Genomic DNA, 18,004 nt, shown 5'->3' on the forward strand with positions numbered 1-18,004 from the left:
GGCGTATTGTCTATAATTAATCTATAAAATTTTATTTTTATTTAAGAGACAGTAATGACTATTCTATATCTTGATGATAATGATAAAGATTCAGCAGACGCATTGGCTGAAGTATATGGTGATCGGGCTTTATCCTTTGATGAGGTTAGAGGCAGAACACTGCGTGATCGTGATATTACATTATGTGCTCATACCGATGATGATCGTGCCACCATTGGTGGTAAGACTCCCCGTGAATTGGCGCAAGAGTTGGCACGCAAATACGGCGATCATAAATCAAGCCTGCAAGATATTTACCTCATTTCTTGTGAAGCCGGCATTGGACAGCCATCGCTTGCCCAGCAATTGGCAAGGGAATTAAGAGACGCAGGGTTTGCCGCAGGTATTCGCATTCATGCGGCCAATCCGGTGAATGCGGATGAACTTCATGGCATGCGGGTTGAAGTAGTGACCAAACCAGGCGCCTGGTCCACCGAGGCTCGTGGTGATGTGCGTGCCTTTTTTTATGGAAATGAACATAGTTATGAAGTGGATAGCCGTATTGAAGCTGCGGTAGAAAGTCATCAGACGCGCGAGGCGACTCGTTTATTTAGAGCAAGAAAGAATGATGCTCTCTATGTAAAAACAGACATTTTTAATTCTCATGATTACAAAGAGGAGCTGAATCGAGCGCATCATACGTTTACTACCGATGGCCCTGGGCCAAGGCCTAATCGAGCCGTATTAAAAGCCATAGAAACACTGCAAGCGATTATTGCTGCTCCTGCAGCAAGAAATGCACTTTCCGAAGAAGAAAAAGCAAGATTAGTTCCCAAACTATTGGCAGTTATCCATGGCTGGGAAAGAAAGGATGGGCAGATTTTAGTATGTGGGGAAAGCGTAAAACGTGAGCGTGGCCCCAATGCTCAATTTGTTGGTTTAAAAGACATGCCTGAAGCTTCCGTGGAAGACATCATTGCCAAACTTAATGAAGTTCGTGGGGTTTTGGGTAAAAACACGATATTTGGAAGTTCAAATTTTCAAACCGTTATTGATGTTGTTACCAGAGAATTGCATGCATTGGATGAGCCTATGCGACCTTACCATCAACGCATGGTGGGTAGCCGACCTTCAACACCACCAGCCGTCCATCCAGCTTTAGCACAGTTACATCATACGCCAGAGCCAAGGTATAAGCATGGAACAGCTCGGGTGGCGCCGGCACCGGACAGTGCCACTCAGGTTAGGGGAGAAGCGTTATTCCACCAGGCATTGCAAGGGTATATTGCGGAGCGCCAAAAAGTAAATACCGATTATTTTTATGGAGGATGGACGACATTTTGGAATTGGATCGCTAATGGTCTCCGAGCCTTATGCGGTATGGAACAGATTCCTATTAAAGCTAAAAGTAAAGATGTAAAAATAGCAGCCGCAGGGCGATTGAGCCGTGGTGAAGCATTGTCTGAGCAAGAGTTGGCAGCGACCAAAGAGGGGCGATTAGGGGATTTGGTTCGTGCTCGTGATGATGAGGCTTCATTAGCCAAGATTGCCACCAAGCATGGATTTTTGCCAGCTCCAGATAAGTCTGAAGAAACAGCGCCGCCGTCGCAGCCTGCGTCAGGACTTAGAAGATAAGTACTGATTATTTATGATAAGGATGATTTTGGAGAATAGACCAAGCTCTGTAAATCGCTTCAATAAAAACGATGCGTACCAAGGGGTGCGGCAACGTCAGTGTTGATAACGACCAGCGCTCATCACAGCGGGCTAATAGTTTACGACAAAGACCTTCTGGCCCACCAATCAGGAAGCATAAATGGCTGTTGATGTGCTGTAATTGTTCAATCTTATGTGCTAATTGCTCGCTGCTGAATGACTCCCCTGTCATGTCCAGAGCAATAAGTCGTGCTCCTTGCGGAATGGCGGTTGTCATCAGGGTGGCTTCTTTTTCTAAAATACGAGCTAAATCCGCTGATTTTCCTCGGCGTAACAGCGGAATTTCAACCAATGTTAGAGCAATGCCATCCTGCAATCGTTTTTTATAGTCACCAACCGCTTCATTAACCCAGGAAGGCATTTTATTACCAAGTGTAATTAAAGTAATTTTTAACATAAATGGTATTAACACATAGCATAAACAATAGTGATTGTTGAATTTTGGCCATCACATCAGTTTAGTACAACCAGGGTGGAAAGAATTCTGTTAAGGCGTTTGTTGCCATAATCCTTCAAGATTGTAAAACGCGCGATTTTCCGGCTGCATGACATGAACAACAAAATCGCCAAAATCAATCAAAGCCCAATCACCTTGCTCCAGACCATGATGACTTAAAGCAGGGAGCCCTGCTGCTTTCATCTTTTCCATGACCTGCTCGGCAATTGATTTTACATGGCGTGATGAACGCCCGCTGCAGATGATCATATAATCTGTGACGCTGGTTTGATTACGCACATCCAGCGTGACGATATCACTGGCTTGAATATCTTCTAAAGAAGCAATGAGCGTTTCTAATAAGGGGTGTTTATCTGGCATAGCCTATCGTATCAATTCATTAAATCATGGCCGGGCGAAGTATAACAGCAATTCCATTGAGCGACTACCTATTTTTGTGAGGTCATGAGATATTTGATGATACGGTTTAGAATAATGCATACCACGGCCGCTGCCAGTAAGATGTAGAGCAAACGAGCGAACGTTGCAGCATAATGGGCTTTTAATCCAATAATGGATAGATGGTCCAGTTTTTCTTTTGAAATAGCAGTTATGCCTGCCAGTTTTCCAGATAAAAAGCCTCCAAGGCCAAGAGAAACAAAGAAAATTCCCATCATGGTGCTCACTTTTTTATGACTGGATAAAAGCGTGATGGCGGATAAACCAACGGGTGATAATAATAATTCAGCCAATGAAATTAGCAGATAGGCCGGGATGAAAAACCAGGGGGAAATCAGTGCTATACCTACCTCAAAATGACAAACCAAAGCAATTAACAGGTAGGCAAAAACCATAAAAAAGATTGAAAGCAAAAATTTGTTGCCGGTGCGAATGGCGTGTTGGGTCAAACTCAATTGCTTTTTATGGCGGCCAAGAAAAAGACCAAACACAATCATGCCTAAACTTTGTACGGCAACGTAATAGGGAGGGGGAAATGGAATACCCCACAGCGTTGGCTGGACCACACGCTTCAATAATAACGTCAAAGATAGGAACATTTGAAAATAAAAAGACCAAAAAATGATAGAAATCAAGCACAACAGGCCTATTACCAGCGTCTGACGTGCTTGTATGCCACTTTCTTGCATTAATGAATTCAGTAAATAGATGAGTGAAAATAAACCAATAATGGTAAATAATGCATCGGCGAGCGTGGATTGTTGTAAAATGTAAAAAGCGCCAAACCACATGAAAAAAATAAGCAGAACCGCAAAAAATATATCTTTTAAGTTATGTTGGTAGGGAAAATAATCGGCAATGCGATAACGATGGATGCCAAATGAAAAAACAGCAATGGCGATGATCATCCCGATGGTGGCACTCAAAAAAGAAAAAGACCAGCCATACAGGGACTGAAGGTAGCTGGGGAGTGTTGTGCCTAGAATAATGCCAGTGGTGATGCCCATATAAAAGATGGTGAAGCCGCGCTCCCGATTAGGTGATCCAATGGGATATTCATTGCCTAATAAGGATGAAATATTCGGCTTAAGCAAGCCAGTACCTACGGCGATTCCGGCCAGTGATATGGTAAGTCCTGTATCAGCTTGCATCAATCCTAAGGAAAGATAGCTAAAAAACAAGACGACGGCGCCAGCAAGGATGCTGCGTTTTTGCCCTAATAATTGGTCAGCAATCCATCCACCAATCACTGGGGAAAGATAGGTTAAGGCAGTGAAGGCACCAACCAAAGGGTAAACTCGGTGGTCATTCCATTGAAAATGCATGACCAAATACAGCGCAAGCAATGTTTGCACCACATAAAAACCGTAGCGCTCCCACATTTCGGTAGCAAAAAATATTTTTAGTGAGGGGGGATGTGTTGGTTGATTTGCTTGCACGCTACTTCTTAAAAAAGATGAAAATGCAGGAATTCTACCATACTGAAAAATAATTTCACATCATCTGCCAGGCTCGCTTTCAAGAAGCTTTTTATCTACTATATGGTCATTCGTTTTTTAGAGCTTGTTAACAAGCTCTTATGCTGGACAAGCAGGGACAGTTCAGTTAGCTGCATGGCTTTCAGGGCATGGTAAGCCCCTGATTATCGTGGCATGCTCAAAAGTGACAGAGCTGCCAGGTTATAGAGAAGTTTTTCTGGAGAAAAGACTATGGAACATCATAAAAATCATCCTATCCAAGCTCGTCGTGGAACCAGCAAAGAAGCTAAAAGTTGGTTAACGGAAGCCCCTTTGCGCATGATTTGCAATAACCTCGACTCGGAGGTGGCTGAAGATCCGGACTCTTTGATTGTGTATGGCGGATTAGGTCGTGCGGCAAGAAACTGGGATTGCTTTAATAAAATTTGTGATGTTCTCAAGGTATTAGATGATGATCAGACGCTTTTAATTCAATCGGGCAAGCCCGTTGGCGTGTTTACCACGCATGAAGATGCTCCACGGGTTTTAATTGCCAATTCAAATATTGTTCCTCACTGGGCCAATTGGAAGCATTTTAATGAGCTTGATAAAAAAGGCTTGATGATGTATGGGCAAATGACGGCAGGCAGCTGGATTTATATTGGTTCGCAAGGCATTGTTCAGGGAACTTATGAAACCTTTGTTGCGGCAGGCAAAAAGCATTACGCTGGCGATTTATCCGGACGCTGGATTCTAACGGCTGGTTTAGGAGGGATGGGTGGAGCACAACCGCTTGCTGCGGTTATGGCGGGTGCCAGCATACTGGCCGTTGAATGTGACCCCAGTCGTATTGAAAAACGCCTCAAAACACGTTACCTCGATCGTTCTACCAAAAATCTGGAAGAGGCGTTACAGTGGATGCACGAATCTTGCCAGAAAAAAGAGCCTGTATCCGTAGGATTGTTGGGAAATGCAGCAGATATTTATCCTGAATTGATTCGACGCCAGGTGTTTCCAGATATGGTGACGGATCAAACCAGTGCTCATGATCCCTTGAATGGTTATTTGCCAAGTGGTTGGTCTTTAACCAAAGCAGAGCAGTTAAGAAAAGAAGCACCGGAAGAGGTTGTTGATGCGGCTAAAGCGTCTATGGCGAAACAGGTCGAAGCCATGTTGGCTTTTCGCAAGCAAGGAATTCCTGTGTTTGATTATGGCAATAATCTTCGCCAAATGGCTTTTGAAGCAGGGGTGGACGACGCCTTTGCTTTTCCCGGATTTGTCCCAGCTTACATTCGACCACTTTTTTGCGAAGGAATTGGTCCGTTTCGCTGGGTGGCGCTATCGGGGGAAGCGGAGGACATTTATGCAACCGATGAAAGAGTCAAACAACTTATTCCTGAAGATAAACATTTGCACCGCTGGCTGGATATGGCAAGAGAAAAAATTACTTTTCAGGGATTGCCGGCAAGAATTTGCTGGGTAGGACTTAAAGATCGTGCTCGCCTGGCCCTAGCCTTTAATGACATGGTCAAAAGAGGCGAAGTAAAAGCACCCATAGTGATTGGTCGCGATCATCTGGATTCTGGTTCAGTGGCGAGCCCAAATCGGGAAACCGAAGGGATGCTTGACGGTAGTGATACGGTGTCAGACTGGCCATTTTTAAATGCCTTGCTCAATTGTGCCAGTGGTGCAACCTGGGTCAGTATTCATCATGGCGGTGGCGTTGGCATGGGTTTTTCCCAACATGCTGGAGTGGTGATTGTCGCTGATGGTACGGAGAAAGCTGCTCTTCGTCTTGCTCGTGTGTTGCATAATGATCCAGCAACAGGAGTCATGCGTCATGCGGATGCGGGTTATGAGCTTGCTAGAACATGTGCAGAAGAAAATCACTTATGGTTGCCTATGGAAGGAATAGGAGATGTACGATGAGTGATAAATTTACGCTCCTGCCAGGCCAATTGAATTTGCAATTATTAAAACAAGCTCTGTTGGAAAAAAAACCGTGTTTTCTTGATGAATCATGTTATGAAACTATTCAGGCTTCCGAACGTATGATTCAACAAATTATTTCTGAAAAGAAAACGGTGTATGGCATCAATACTGGGTTTGGCTCCTTGGCCAAGGAAATTATTTCCACTGATAAATTACAAGCGTTGCAAAGAAATATTGTCTTGTCACATGCCTGCGGCAGTGGCGAATTATTATCAGACGATGTGGTTTCTCTAGTTTTATTATTAAAAATCAATGGATTATCTCAAGGTTTTTCCGGGGTTCGTAAGGAACTTATTGATGCCTTGTGTGCGCTTTATAATGCTCAGGTATATCCTTGTATTCCTAGCAAAGGTTCGGTCGGTGCTTCAGGCGATCTAGCGCCGTTAGCGCATCTGGCCTTGCCTTTGCTGGGGGAAGGAGAGGTGCGTTATCAAGGCCAAATTATCAATGCTCAGGAAGGATTGGCTATTGCAGGAATTGCGCCGCTTGATTTGGCTCCTAAGGAAGGTTTAGCATTATTAAATGGTTTGCAAGTGTCTGCAGCGCTTTGCATACACGCCTTTTTGCGCAGTGAATGGTTGTTTGAAGCGGCTGTTTTGGCTGGAAGTCTATCGGTAGATGCAGCGAGCGGTAGCGATGTGCCTTTTGATGATCGCATTCATGTTGTTCGTGGTCATCAGGCACAACGGAATGTGGCCGCCATGTACCGTGCATTGCTGGCTGACAGTGGTATTCGTGAATCGCATCGTCAGTGTACAAGGGTGCAAGATCCTTATTCACTGCGTTGTCAACCGCAAATTATGGGAGCGGTTCTTCACCAAATGCAATTTGTCGGAGAAACTCTGCAAGTTGAAGTCAATGCGGTGTCTGATAATCCGTTGGTATTTGCAGGACAAGGCGATGTCTTATCCGGCGGTAATTTTCATGGTGAGATTCTTGCGATGGCTGCGGATAATCTTGCTTTGGCGATTGCTGAAATGGGAGCAAATGCTGAGCGACGGATTGCTTTGTTAATTGATAAGAATTTCAGTGGATTGCCGGCGTTTCTGGTCAAAGAAAGCGGATTAAATTCAGGATTTATGATAGCCCATGTAACGGCTGCAGCATGTGCCAGCGACAATAAAGCATTAGCTCATCCTCATTCTGTGGATAGTTTACCTACCTCAGCCAATCAAGAAGATATTGTTTCCATGGCAACCAGTGCTGCCCGGCGATTAGAACCTATGATTGATAATACGGCAACGATTCTAGCGATTGAGTTATTGGCTGCTTGTCAGGGGCTCGAATTTCATGCGCCATTAAAAACATCGCCTAAGCTGCAGACCATTTATCATAAAGTGCGTGAATCCGTTGCTTCCTATGAAGTTGACCGTTATTTTGCACCGGATATTGCAATCATTAAACAACGCCTATTAGCTGGGGAGTTTAGCATTAATTTATAAGAGCAGGTTTATATGTCCATTGAAATTTTTACCGATGGTGCTTGCAAAGGTAATCCTGGTCCTGGTGGCTGGGGGGTGTTACTACGCCATCAGGGACGGGAAAAAACACTCTCTGGTGCAGAGTCACATACGACGAACAATCGTATGGAATTAACTGCAGCTGTAAAAGCACTGGAAGCACTGAAACGTCCTTGCCAAGTGGACCTTTATACGGATTCGCAATATTTGCGTCAAGGGATGACAACCTGGATGATGCAATGGAAAAAAAATGGCTGGCGCAATACCAAAAGAGAACCTGTTAAAAATGCTGATCTTTGGCAGCAATTGGATGACTTGGCTAAAGTACATCAAGTCAACTGGCATTGGGTGAAAGGCCATGCAGGTCATCCTGAGAATGAGCGAGTAGACAGTTTGGCAAATCAAGCCATCAAACAATTGCTGCAAGTAGATGATGGCTAGCTCGATGAATCTTCGGGTATTAATTTTTTTATCATAGGGATGAATTAACCTAGTCTTTTTTCAATAATTTTGACCGGTTTTTTGTCATCCCCGCGAAGGCGGGAATCCTTGTTTAATGTGGTTCTGTGCTTAGTTTAGAATGGATCCCCACTTTTACGGGGATGACAGCAAACAGAGCGGGATGACAAAAAATAGAGCAAGGATAATAAAAAGCAGAACCACTTGTACAACCTGTCAAAATTAAATGGAAAAGATATTGTCAATCCTGTCGAGCCCCTTTAAAAAAAGAGAAGTAATATAGGTAAGAATATGCGTCAAATCGTATTGGATACTGAAACAACGGGCATTGGTCCCGAACTGGGTCATCGAATTATTGAAATTGGATGCGTTGAATTATTGGATAGAAAACTGACCGGTAATCATTTTCATAGGTATTTAAATCCTCAGCGAGAGGTTGAGGAAGGAGCTTTTCGTGTTCATGGCATCAGTACAGAGTTTTTGCAAGATAAACCATTATTTCAGGATATCGTTTCTGAATTTATACAGTTCATTGAGGGAAGTGAACTTATCATTCATAATGCGCCATTTGATGTTGGTTTTTTAAACGCTGAATTGTTTCAGATTAAATGGCCAAAGAGTATAGAAGATCATTGCCGTATTCTGGATACCTTGGTGTTGGCTCGGGAGAAGCATCCCGGGCAACGCAATAGCCTTGATGCATTATGCAAACGCTATGAAATAGACAATTCAAATCGTCAATTGCATGGTGCTTTGCTGGATGCGGAAATATTGGCTTGGGTTTATTTGGCGATGACTGGTGGGCAAGCCAGTTTATTTGATGGTGATCTACACTTAAAAGAAGAAACAAAAACAAAAAGCAGTATTTCTCGTGAACTATTATCCAGTCATTCTCCTGTTCAATTGGCAACGCCTGAAGAAATCATAAAACACAATGAATTCATTGAATTTATTATAAAAAAATCAGGAATTAATCATTGGGATAATGGAGTATAGGCTGTCCCCTTAAATAGTCGTCATTGCGAACAAAGTGAAGCAATCGAGATCGATGTAGCCTAAAAGCATCGATCTGGGTTGCTTCGCTAACGCTCGCAAAGATAGATTATGCGTAAAAAACATTGGATATTCATAAGGGGGATAGCACCGCAATAAAGCATGAAGGTGCTTTTGCAATCATAGGTTTGTACTACACTTTATGGTTCTTTAGGTTACCTTAAGGCAACTCGGGACGACGCTCTTCTTCTCCTGTGCTTTCTTCGGGTTTGATGAGTTCTTCATAGGCTTGCTTAAGTATGTCTATTTTTTCCTTAGAATCCGTTTCCGGGGTAGAAAAGAACGTGCCTGAATAGCCATGCTTTGCAAAAACAGCCACAGCTACAGCGGGAATTGCAGCGGCCAGAAGTGCAACAATGCCCAGCAGTCCTCGAATAATTGGCGACATTTTATACCATAAACCACGGTGTTTTTCTAATTCTGTTGTGGCGGACTCTATAGCTGTACCGCATCGTTTTTTAAATGTTTCAGGCGTAATTGCGTTTTTTAAAAAAGATTGATGTTCTCGGCTTAAAACAGTCAATAAGTCATTGGATGCAATAGCTGCGTTCTTATAATTTGGATCATTGTTTGCTTTTTCCTGTAATTCCTCATTTTTTATTGCCAATAAAGCCAGTGCATGCTCAAAAGCAAGATGTTGCATTATCTTTTCCTGATGTTTATAAACGCGGGAATCAAGATCATGGAGGCCCTTTTCATAGATTTCGGCGGTTATCTCTCCACGATGATATGCTTCAGATTTTTCATCCAGTTCATTAAGTAATGCTTCTGTTTTTTTATAAAATTCTTCGTAATTGGCAGGTTGTTCTTGTTTGTCAATTTGAGCTTGAATGTCTAGTAGAGTCTCACGGATTTTTGGATATAGAAGACGTGTCGCGCCTGTTTCTTCAAGTAATGCTTTTGTGCGAGTATCAGCCAGGCCTGCAGCAAGCTGTTTGGCGGTAAGCTCAGAAGACTGTTGGGTAAAATGACGAACGTCCAAAGACCCGTAGGCATCACGCAAGTATCCAGTTTGTGATAATTCCCGACCTTTGCCAAACCAGCCATCCAGATTTCGGTGACTAGGCAGTGGGATGGCCCCATGTTGCAGGATTGCTCCATCTCCAATATGGCCATGAACGAAGTGGACTTTAAATCCACCGTGAGATTCGGTTCGTAATTCATCGCCAAGTGCCCGGTTCCATACAAGCCGCATCAGGGGACTGGTTAGTGGAATGGGATGTCGAGGATCCGAGTGCCCTTCTGCATCGATCAGCTGCGCCAATGATTTCTCACCTAATAGGGTACGAAGGTGGTCATTGATGGCATCGATGGTTTTGATTAACGCTTTTGGACTATCTTCATGATAAGGAATATTAAATTTTGCGGCCAAGGCTTCAATGGTTTCAAGTCCAATGGGTGCATGAGAAAATAAGGTCAGTTCTCCTTCGGGGGATACCGTATATCCAATGGCTTTAACCATGGGTTTATAGCAGTCATCAACGATACGACGCACGTCTTCTTCATCGACTAAACCACGAGCAATCAAGCGTTGCATGTTGGTTAATGATTGTCCTTGATTTCCGAATAATTGATGTGCTCCGGTAAAGTGGGGATTTTCATAATCTCTGATAAATTCGGCGCTGTGGTTGGACACCATGATGTCCACATCAAGGTTTACGTCATGTAATTTTTTTAAGACAAATAAGGTAAAATAGTCATTATTTCCTCGATCCGCTAATTCATCACCAATGAGCGTAAGGGAACGGGTACTGTTAACTGTGGCGCTGTTGATGATTGTTCGAAACGCATCCAGGTCGATGGCAGTAAGAGAATCGGTTGGTTTATAATAGATATCCCGTAATGTCTCATATTCTTCGCGAGTAACTTCTAAAATACCTTCTTCAATCAAGGTATATATCAGTTTCAGGGCATTCCCATGTAAATCTCCAACACTGACATGGGTATGTTCGGCTGAATGTGCAATGACCTCGGGAAAAGTATCTAAATTAGCTTCACGAAACAGTATTTCTTTCCCCATGATTCGTTCCATTGTTTTGCTTTCTTAAACTAACTATAGCAAACCAGAGTTAAGAGAAGATTAATGATCCTTTTAAATTTGGATGAAATCCAACGTTCATAATAACTTGATCTGTTTAATTATTAAACTATATTTAAACCATAATGATAAAAAAAAGGACACATCATGGATGAGCGGCGTGAGTATGTTATTCCGTGTATCTTTGTAAAATACGTCAATTCATTCTTGGCAATTGGTGGTTTAAGCCTTCTTCTTTTTTCTGCTAAAGCCTTTTCCGAAATGGCTAATGCATCAGACTCACCTCTGGCAACTCAACAGTATGCAGCAAATACGTTTATCTATAATCCCAAAACATTACGTTGGAGTGCGGTTAAAAATGGCAAAGTGATCCGAACAGGGAAAGGATCTGGCGGTAGTCATTATTGCCGTGATATTAAACGTTCTTGTCGAACACCTTCTGGCACTTATCGTATTATCAGCAAACGAGGCGCTGGTTGTCGTTCTACTCGCTATCCAGTGGGTAAAGGTGGTGCTCCCATGCCCTATTGTATGTTTTTTAGTAAATATTATGCCATCCATGGCTCTCCGGATGTGCCGAATCATAACGCAAGTCATGGTTGCATCCGGGTCAAACCAAACGATGCTCGCTGGTTGAATCAAAATTTCATGAATATTGGTTCAAAAGTCATCGTAAAATCTTACTAGTATCTTTTCCATTTAATTTTGACAGGTTGTCTGTCATTCCTGATCTGTTTTTTGTCTTCCTCGCGCAGGCGGGGATCCATGCTAAACAAAGCACAGAGCCACATTAAACATGGTTTCCCGCTTTCGCGGGAATGACAGACTCAAAATTAAATGGAAAAGGGTAGAGGTTGTGTAAATAACCTCTTTTTAATCTTCATCTTCGTCATCAATACTAAAGGATGAACCACAACCGCAAGTGGTTTTGGCATTGGGATTTCGAATAATAAACTGCTCACCCTGAATTCCTTGGGTATAATCAATTTCTGCGTTTTGTAAATATTGATAACTCATGGAATCAATTAATAATTTTACAGAACCTAGGCCGTTTGAGCATGCTTGTTCTATCACGGTATCATCTTCCTGGATTTCTTCATCAAAGGTAAAACCATATTGAAAACCAGAGCATCCGCCACCAGTAATGTAAACCCGCAAATTTAGGTTGGGATTTTCTTCTTCAGCAATTAATGAAGCCACTTTATCAGCAGCGCTGATAGAAAAATGAATGCCGGTGGTTGACGGTGACGCATTAATAGCTGCCATGATTGCTCCAAAAACTGATTTCTTACTAATTATATATGATTAACGAATGATTTGTTCAATGGTGGCTCCACCCAGGCACTGATTTTTATCATAGAAAACGATGTATTGTCCTGGAGTGACGGCGCGTTGCGGACTGGAAAACATCACACAATGCTGATTGTTATTGGCTGGTGATACAACACAGGCTTGTTCGTTTTGCCGATAACGTATTTTGGCATAGCACGTCCATGGTAGCGGTTGCTCGGCAAGCCAATGGATTGGCCCAGAGATAAGGCCTTGTGCGTAAAGCATGGGATGATGGCTGCCTTGGGCCACAATCAACGTATTGGTTGGCAAGTCTTTATCGACCACATACCAGGGATCTTCGCTGCCATGGCGCATTCCGCCGATTCCCAATCCTTGACGTTGACCCAACGTATAAAACATCAGACCATCATGCCGTCCTATGGTTTCACCCAACGAAGTTTTAATATCACCCGGTTTGGCCAATATGAATTCATTAAGAAATGATTTAAATCGCTTCTCGCCAATGAAGCAAATTCCGGTGGAGTCTTTTTTGGCATGGGTCGCCAGGTTAAGCTTGCGAGCAAAGTCTCGAATTTGCGATTTAAGATACTCTCCTACAGGAAACAGTGTTTTGTTCAAGGCAGAAGGTTCTATGGCATGGAGAAAATACGTTTGGTCTTTCTCTCGATCTTTGGCTTTGTATAGTTTTGCTGTGCCGTCTTCAAGATGTATTCTTGCGTAATGTCCTGTGGCTATAAAATCAGCTCCCAAAGAGAGGGCATGATTTAAAAAGGCATTAAATTTAATTTCCTTATTACATAAAACATCAGGATTAGGTGTTCTGCCATGTTCATATTCGGTGAGAAAATGATCAAATACTCGTTGCAAGTATTGTTCAGAAAAATTGACACTATGCAGTGGAATACCCAATTGATTGCAGACGGCTTGAGCATCCGCCAAGTCTTTGGCCGCAGCACAATAGCCGTCTTTATCATCCTGCTCCCAGTTTTTCATAAACAGGCCTTCAACTTGATAGCCTTGTTCAAGTAATAACCAGGCAGCCACTGAGGAATCTACCCCTCCGGACATGCCGACAATGACTTTAGCATTCATCATGAAGTTCAATATGTATAAAAATTGAATATTTTACGCTATACTTTCCGCCGACACAATTTTGTATCTTTATTAATCATGAAAATTTCTTTAACGAAATTGGCAAAGGAAAATGAAAGGCGGCACGTTATCTTGACGATACAGAAACGGCTTCCCGAGCATATTCATGCGGCTTGTCAGTTGTCTTGTGATTATTGGGCGGAAGCGGCGGCCAAGGATTATATTTTATTGATGATGAAAACTGAAGGTAAAATTGAAATCGTTTGCCAGCGCTGTTTGCAAGTATTTTTCTATGATTATCGTCATGAGACGCAATTGGCCGTCTGTTCAAAAGAGATGGTTGCAGAACGATTAATGGACCAATACGAATGTGTTGTTTCGGACAATTATCAGGTTGATTTGACTGAGTTATTAACAGATGAGTTGCACTTGCATGCGCCGGAGAAACATTTCGATCCTGCGGAGTGTGATGGCGACATCAAGCAATATATCCATGATATAATCTAATTTCTCGCAACAAGACTTGGATTGCAAATAAAAAATCGGTAATATTCCGGCCCTATGAAACAAATTGTTTAGGAGTAATACAATGGCTGTGCAACAAAATAGAAAATCACGTTCAAGACGTGATATGCGTCGTTCACACGATGCTTTAAGCAAACCAACCCTTTCAGTTGATCCAACCACAGGTGAAACTCATCGCCGTCATCACATGACTGAAGATGGTTACTACCGTGGGCGCAAAGTTTTAGATAACACAGATAACGTCTACGAAGAAGAATAATGCCCTTGAATACCATTACCATTGCCATTGATGCGATGGGCGGGGATCATGGTTTGAATATTGTGATCCCGGCTTGTGTGCGTGCTGTGCGTAATAATCCTGATTTAAAGCTCTTATTGGTTGGTGACCAGCAACAAGTGACCAGCCATCTAAACCAGCATGGAGCTTTATCAAATCCCCAATTTACCGTCGTTCACGCTTCTGAAGTCGTTGCAATGGACGAATTGCCTTCTCATGCCTTGCGTAATAAAAAAGATTCTTCGATGAGGGTGGCTATTAATCAAGTCAAGGAAAAACGTGCGCAGGCTTGTGTCAGTGCTGGTAATACCGGTGCTTTGATGGCGACGGCACGTTTTGTCCTAAAAACCTTACCAGGCATTGACAGGCCCGCCATCATTGCCGAGTTGCCGACAATGAAAGGCAAAACACGAGTTATTGATTTAGGCGCGAATGTTGATTCCTGTGCTGAACACTTGTTTCAATTTGCCATTATGGGTTCTGCTCTTATTCAGGCATTGGATAATAAACCCATGCCAAAAATTGGATTACTCAATATTGGCGTTGAGGAAATCAAGGGGAATGATCAGGTGAAGCGCACAGCGCATATGCTCTCTGAATGCAGTGTTATGAATTACGTGGGGTACGTCGAGGGGGATCAATTTTATTCCGGTGAAGTGGATTTGGTGGTTTGTGATGGCTTTGTTGGCAATGCCACCTTAAAAGCAAGCGAGGGATTAGCCAAGCTCATTCTATCTATATTAAAAGAGTCTTTTACTCGTAACTGGCTGGCAAAAATGGCTGGGTTGATTGCTTATCCTGCCTTGTCTCACATGAAAAAACGCATCGATCCATCCCGATATAATGGAGCAAGTCTGATAGGATTGAACGGTATTGTAGTAAAAAGTCATGGTGGTGCCAGTGAGTTGGCTTTTCAATTTGCTATTGAAGAAGCAGTTCTGCAAGTTAAAAATAATGTAGTTGATTTGGTTCGTGATCAAATCACTAATTTCATTAATCAAGGTTTGTTGTTATGAAGAATGCGGTTATTAATGGAACCGGAAGTTATTTGCCTGAGCGAGAGCTTACCAACAAAGAGTTGGAAACAATGTTGGATACCACGGATGAGTGGATTACAACGCGCACTGGCATTCGTAGTCGACGCATTGCTTCTGCGCATGAAACGACTTCATTTATGGCGAGTGAGGCCGCAAAAAATGCCTTAAATTCTTCAGGCCTCCGAGCAGATGATATTGATTTAATTATTGTCGCAACGTGCACACCGGATCATTTTTTTCCAAGTGTAGCTTGCCATGTTCAACAAGCATTGCAGATTAAACGCCCTATTCCTGCTTTTGATATTAGTGCGGCATGCAGTGGTTTTGTTTATGCCCTTGATATTGCCAGACAATATATTACGGCGGGCACGGCCAAGCATATTTTGCTGGTTGGCAGCGAAAGTATGTCGCGTGCGGTAGATTGGCAAGATCGTGCGACTTGTGTTTTATTTGGTGATGGGGCTGGGGCTGTCGTATTAAGTGCAGGCGAGCAGCCAGGAATCCTTGGCAGCGTGCTCCATGCATCCTATGATGAAGGTCAGTTGTTAACTTATGCTGCCTATACAGAAAGTAGCAAAAGACCATTAATTGGTATGCGTGGCAATGAAGTGTTTAAAATAGCAGTTAATATTATGGGCGATATTGTGGATGAAGTATTGGCTGCTAGTGGATTACAAAAATCAGACATTCACTGGTTGGTTCCTCATCAGGCAAACATCCGTATTATTCAAGCAATTGCTAAAAAATTATCACTTCCGATGTCGCATGTTATTGTGACGATTGAACATCAGGGCAATACGTCAGCTGCCTCGATTCCTCTTGCATTAGATATTTCAGTAAAAGAACATCGTATTAAACGTGGCGATTTATTGTTACTGGAATCATTTGGCGGCGGTATGACTTGGGGTGCCATGGTCATCCGTTACTAAATCTATTGATTAGAGGATCTTATTGTATGGTAAAAAGTGCGTTTGTATTTCCTGGCCAAGGTTCACAATCCGTTGGTATGTTGCAGGATTTGGCAAATCATTATCCTGTTGTTCTTGAACTATTTACTGAAGTGTCTGAGTCCCTTGGCTATGATGTTTGGCACTTGGTGCAGCATGGGCCAGAAGCTCGCCTCAATCAAACAGAACATACGCAGGTAGCGATGCTGACTGCTGATGTCGCTGTTTATCGAGTATTGCAACAAGAAAAAAAATAAAAGCGGCTATGATGGCGGGGCACAGTTTGGGTGAGTACGCTGCTCTGGTCTGCGCCGAAGCGCTCTCTTTGACAGATGCAGCACGGCTGGTAGCCAGACGTGGGCAGTTGATGCAGGAAAGTGTGCCATTAGGCGAAGGTGCGATGGCAGCCATTGTTGGACTGAGCGATGAGCAGGTAGACGCTCTTTGTCAGGAAGCCAGTCATGAAGAGCAGCAAGTAACTCCAGCCAATTATAATGCCATAGGACAAGTTGTTATTGCAGGGCATGCACCGGCGGTTGAGCGTGCTATTTCTCTTGCGAATGCCATGGGGGCTCGTCTGGCGATGGTAATTCCCGTCAGCGTTCCCTGTCATTGTCCATTATTAACTAAGGCGGCTGAATTATTTTCTGAGCATCTGGCACAAACACCATTTAATACACCAATCGTCCCGGTGATTAGCAACGTTGATCTCAGCATTTATCAATCGGCGGAACAAATAAAAACTTTGTTAAAAGAACAGTTATACCGTCCTGTTCGTTGGGTAGAAACCATTCAAATGATAAAACAACATGGGATTGAGATGGTTATTGAATGTGGTCCTGGCAAAGTATTGACCGGATTGGTCAAGCGTATTGATAAATCCTTGCAAATTGTTAGTGTAAATGATTTATCCAGCCTGCATCAGGCAGTTAATGTTATCAATTAGAGGATTTTTTATCATGACTAACTTACAGGGGAAAATTGCGCTGGTCACTGGTGCGAGTCGCGGCATAGGCAAAGCCGTTGCGTTAACATTGGCACAAAAAGGTGCTTATGTCATCGGAACTGCAACAACAGAACAAGGCGCGGTTGCTATTAATGATTTGTTGCAACAAGAACATCGGGCAGGTCATGGTGTTGTGTTGGACGTCACAAGCAAAGACAACATTGAACAGATGATGACGCAATTATCTGATCAAAATCAGTTGCCTAACATACTGGTTAATAATGCAGGAATTACTTGCGATAATTTATTGTTACGTATGGAAGATGAGGAATGGTATCGTGTGATTGAAACCAATCTGAATGCTGTATTTCGCTTGAGTAAAGCTTGCTTGAAGCCTATGTTCCGTGCTCGTTGGGGAAGAATTATCAGCATTGGTTCAGTGGTGGGCGTGAGCGGCAATTCTGGTCAAACCAATTATACGGCTGCAAAAGCTGGCCTTATTGGTTTTTCCAAGTCATTAGCTCAAGAAATCGGTAGTCGTGGCATCACCGTCAATGTGGTTGCACCAGGGTTTATTGATACAGACATGACCGCGGCGTTGCCTGATATGGTCAAAGAAGAAATGCTGAAACGTATTCCTTTAAGGCGATTAGGTAAAGTAGAAGACATTGCCGAAGTGGTGGCATTTCTTGCGTCCGATTATGGTAATTATATTACTGGTGAGACCATTCATGTTAATGGTGGCATGTATATGAGCTAAGGAGGAACATTTTTTATTTGAGAGAGAAGCTGGTCAAGAAACTTGCGTTATCTGAAGAATAGAATAAACTACCCAACA

General features: G+C 42.9%; 17 protein-coding genes and 1 pseudogene. 12 read left to right on the forward strand and 6 right to left on the reverse strand.

Annotated elements, in window-relative coordinates; translation table 11 throughout:
- The first annotated feature begins 54 nt into the window (after positions 1 to 54).
- Entirely contained in the window at positions 55 to 1,614 is a 1,560-nt protein-coding gene (locus tag LOA_RS04955) for a hypothetical protein (protein ID WP_025385397.1), read from the forward strand.
- A 7-nt stretch (positions 1,615 to 1,621) separates the two neighbouring features.
- Here LOA_RS04955 and rlmH read toward each other — a convergent pair whose 3' ends face one another.
- From rlmH to LOA_RS04970, 3 genes are all read right to left on the reverse strand, one after another.
- A complete protein-coding gene (gene rlmH / locus LOA_RS04960; protein WP_025385398.1) occupies positions 1,622 to 2,092 on the reverse strand; it encodes a 23S rRNA (pseudouridine(1915)-N(3))-methyltransferase RlmH in 471 nt (156 codons plus the stop codon).
- A gap of 90 nt (positions 2,093 to 2,182) precedes the next feature.
- Entirely contained in the window at positions 2,183 to 2,512 is a 330-nt protein-coding gene (gene rsfS / locus LOA_RS04965) for a ribosome silencing factor (RefSeq protein ID WP_025385399.1), read from the reverse strand.
- Positions 2,513 to 2,580: 68 nt separating this feature from the next.
- The gene (locus LOA_RS04970; RefSeq protein WP_035893619.1) at positions 2,581 to 4,029 is read right to left on the reverse strand and encodes a peptide MFS transporter; all 1,449 of its coding nucleotides are present in this window, start codon (positions 4,027 to 4,029) and stop codon (positions 2,581 to 2,583) included.
- 270 nt (positions 4,030 to 4,299) lie between these two features.
- On the opposite strand from LOA_RS04970, the gene hutU reads away from it, so the two are divergent.
- From hutU to dnaQ, 4 genes are all read left to right on the forward strand, one after another.
- Complete coding sequence (hutU, locus tag LOA_RS04975; protein WP_025385401.1) at positions 4,300 to 5,976, forward strand: urocanate hydratase; 1,677 nt, start codon at positions 4,300 to 4,302, stop codon at positions 5,974 to 5,976.
- Positions 5,973 to 7,481 carry a histidine ammonia-lyase gene (hutH, locus tag LOA_RS04980; RefSeq protein ID WP_042238732.1) on the forward strand — a complete coding sequence of 503 codons (1,509 nt, stop codon included), beginning with the start codon at positions 5,973 to 5,975 and terminating at the stop codon, positions 7,479 to 7,481. Before hutU ends, hutH begins: the two co-directional genes overlap by 4 nt.
- A 12-nt stretch (positions 7,482 to 7,493) precedes the next feature.
- Positions 7,494 to 7,940 carry a ribonuclease HI gene (rnhA, locus tag LOA_RS04985; protein ID WP_035893624.1) on the forward strand — a complete coding sequence of 149 codons (447 nt, stop codon included), beginning with the start codon at positions 7,494 to 7,496 and terminating at the stop codon, positions 7,938 to 7,940.
- Between the two features lie 309 nt (positions 7,941 to 8,249).
- The gene (dnaQ, locus tag LOA_RS04990; RefSeq protein ID WP_025385402.1) at positions 8,250 to 8,954 is read left to right on the forward strand and encodes a DNA polymerase III subunit epsilon; all 705 of its coding nucleotides are present in this window, start codon (positions 8,250 to 8,252) and stop codon (positions 8,952 to 8,954) included.
- Positions 8,955 to 9,171: 217 nt separating this feature from the next.
- Here dnaQ and wip read toward each other — a convergent pair whose 3' ends face one another.
- The gene (wip, locus tag LOA_RS04995; protein ID WP_147370107.1) at positions 9,172 to 11,031 is read right to left on the reverse strand and encodes a Dot/Icm T4SS effector Wip; all 1,860 of its coding nucleotides are present in this window, start codon (positions 11,029 to 11,031) and stop codon (positions 9,172 to 9,174) included.
- A gap of 279 nt (positions 11,032 to 11,310) precedes the next feature.
- Here wip and LOA_RS05000 point away from each other — a divergent pair, with 279 nt between their 5' ends.
- A complete protein-coding gene (locus tag LOA_RS05000; protein WP_042239187.1) occupies positions 11,311 to 11,736 on the forward strand; it encodes a L,D-transpeptidase in 426 nt (141 codons plus the stop codon).
- Positions 11,737 to 11,922: 186 nt separating this feature from the next.
- On the opposite strand, the gene erpA is transcribed toward LOA_RS05000, so the two are convergent.
- Together erpA and mnmA are read right to left on the reverse strand one after the other, a co-directional pair.
- Positions 11,923 to 12,315, reverse strand: coding sequence for an iron-sulfur cluster insertion protein ErpA (gene erpA / locus LOA_RS05005; RefSeq protein ID WP_025385405.1), 393 nt, complete (start codon positions 12,313 to 12,315; stop codon positions 11,923 to 11,925).
- 39 nt (positions 12,316 to 12,354) lie between these two features.
- Complete coding sequence (gene mnmA, locus LOA_RS05010) at positions 12,355 to 13,434, reverse strand: tRNA 2-thiouridine(34) synthase MnmA (protein WP_025385406.1); 1,080 nt, start codon at positions 13,432 to 13,434, stop codon at positions 12,355 to 12,357.
- Between the two features lie 132 nt (positions 13,435 to 13,566).
- On the opposite strand from mnmA, the gene LOA_RS05015 reads away from it, so the two are divergent.
- From LOA_RS05015 to fabG, 6 genes and pseudogenes are all read left to right on the forward strand, one after another.
- On the forward strand, positions 13,567 to 13,941 hold the full coding sequence (locus tag LOA_RS05015) for a YceD family protein (protein ID WP_158423020.1): 375 nt from the start codon (positions 13,567 to 13,569) through the stop codon (positions 13,939 to 13,941).
- Positions 13,942 to 14,023: 82 nt separating this feature from the next.
- On the forward strand, positions 14,024 to 14,218 hold the full coding sequence (rpmF, locus tag LOA_RS05020; protein WP_025385408.1) for a 50S ribosomal protein L32: 195 nt from the start codon (positions 14,024 to 14,026) through the stop codon (positions 14,216 to 14,218).
- Positions 14,219 to 14,223: 5 nt separating this feature from the next.
- Complete coding sequence (plsX, locus tag LOA_RS05025; protein ID WP_025385409.1) at positions 14,224 to 15,252, forward strand: phosphate acyltransferase PlsX; 1,029 nt, start codon at positions 14,224 to 14,226, stop codon at positions 15,250 to 15,252.
- Positions 15,249 to 16,202: a beta-ketoacyl-ACP synthase III gene (locus LOA_RS05030; protein WP_025385410.1), complete on the forward strand. Its 954-nt coding sequence runs from the start codon at positions 15,249 to 15,251 to the stop codon at positions 16,200 to 16,202. The genes plsX and LOA_RS05030 overlap by 4 nt, the downstream gene beginning before the upstream one ends.
- 26 nt (positions 16,203 to 16,228) lie before the next feature.
- Positions 16,229 to 17,166 (forward strand): annotated as a pseudogene (fabD, locus tag LOA_RS05035) (ACP S-malonyltransferase).
- A gap of 13 nt (positions 17,167 to 17,179) precedes the next feature.
- The gene (gene fabG, locus LOA_RS05040) at positions 17,180 to 17,926 is read left to right on the forward strand and encodes a 3-oxoacyl-ACP reductase FabG (protein ID WP_025385411.1); all 747 of its coding nucleotides are present in this window, start codon (positions 17,180 to 17,182) and stop codon (positions 17,924 to 17,926) included.
- Positions 17,927 to 18,004 lie beyond the last annotated feature (78 nt).

Source organism: Legionella oakridgensis ATCC 33761 = DSM 21215, from assembly GCF_000512355.1.
Classification (GTDB): domain Bacteria; phylum Pseudomonadota; class Gammaproteobacteria; order Legionellales; family Legionellaceae; genus Legionella_A; species Legionella_A oakridgensis.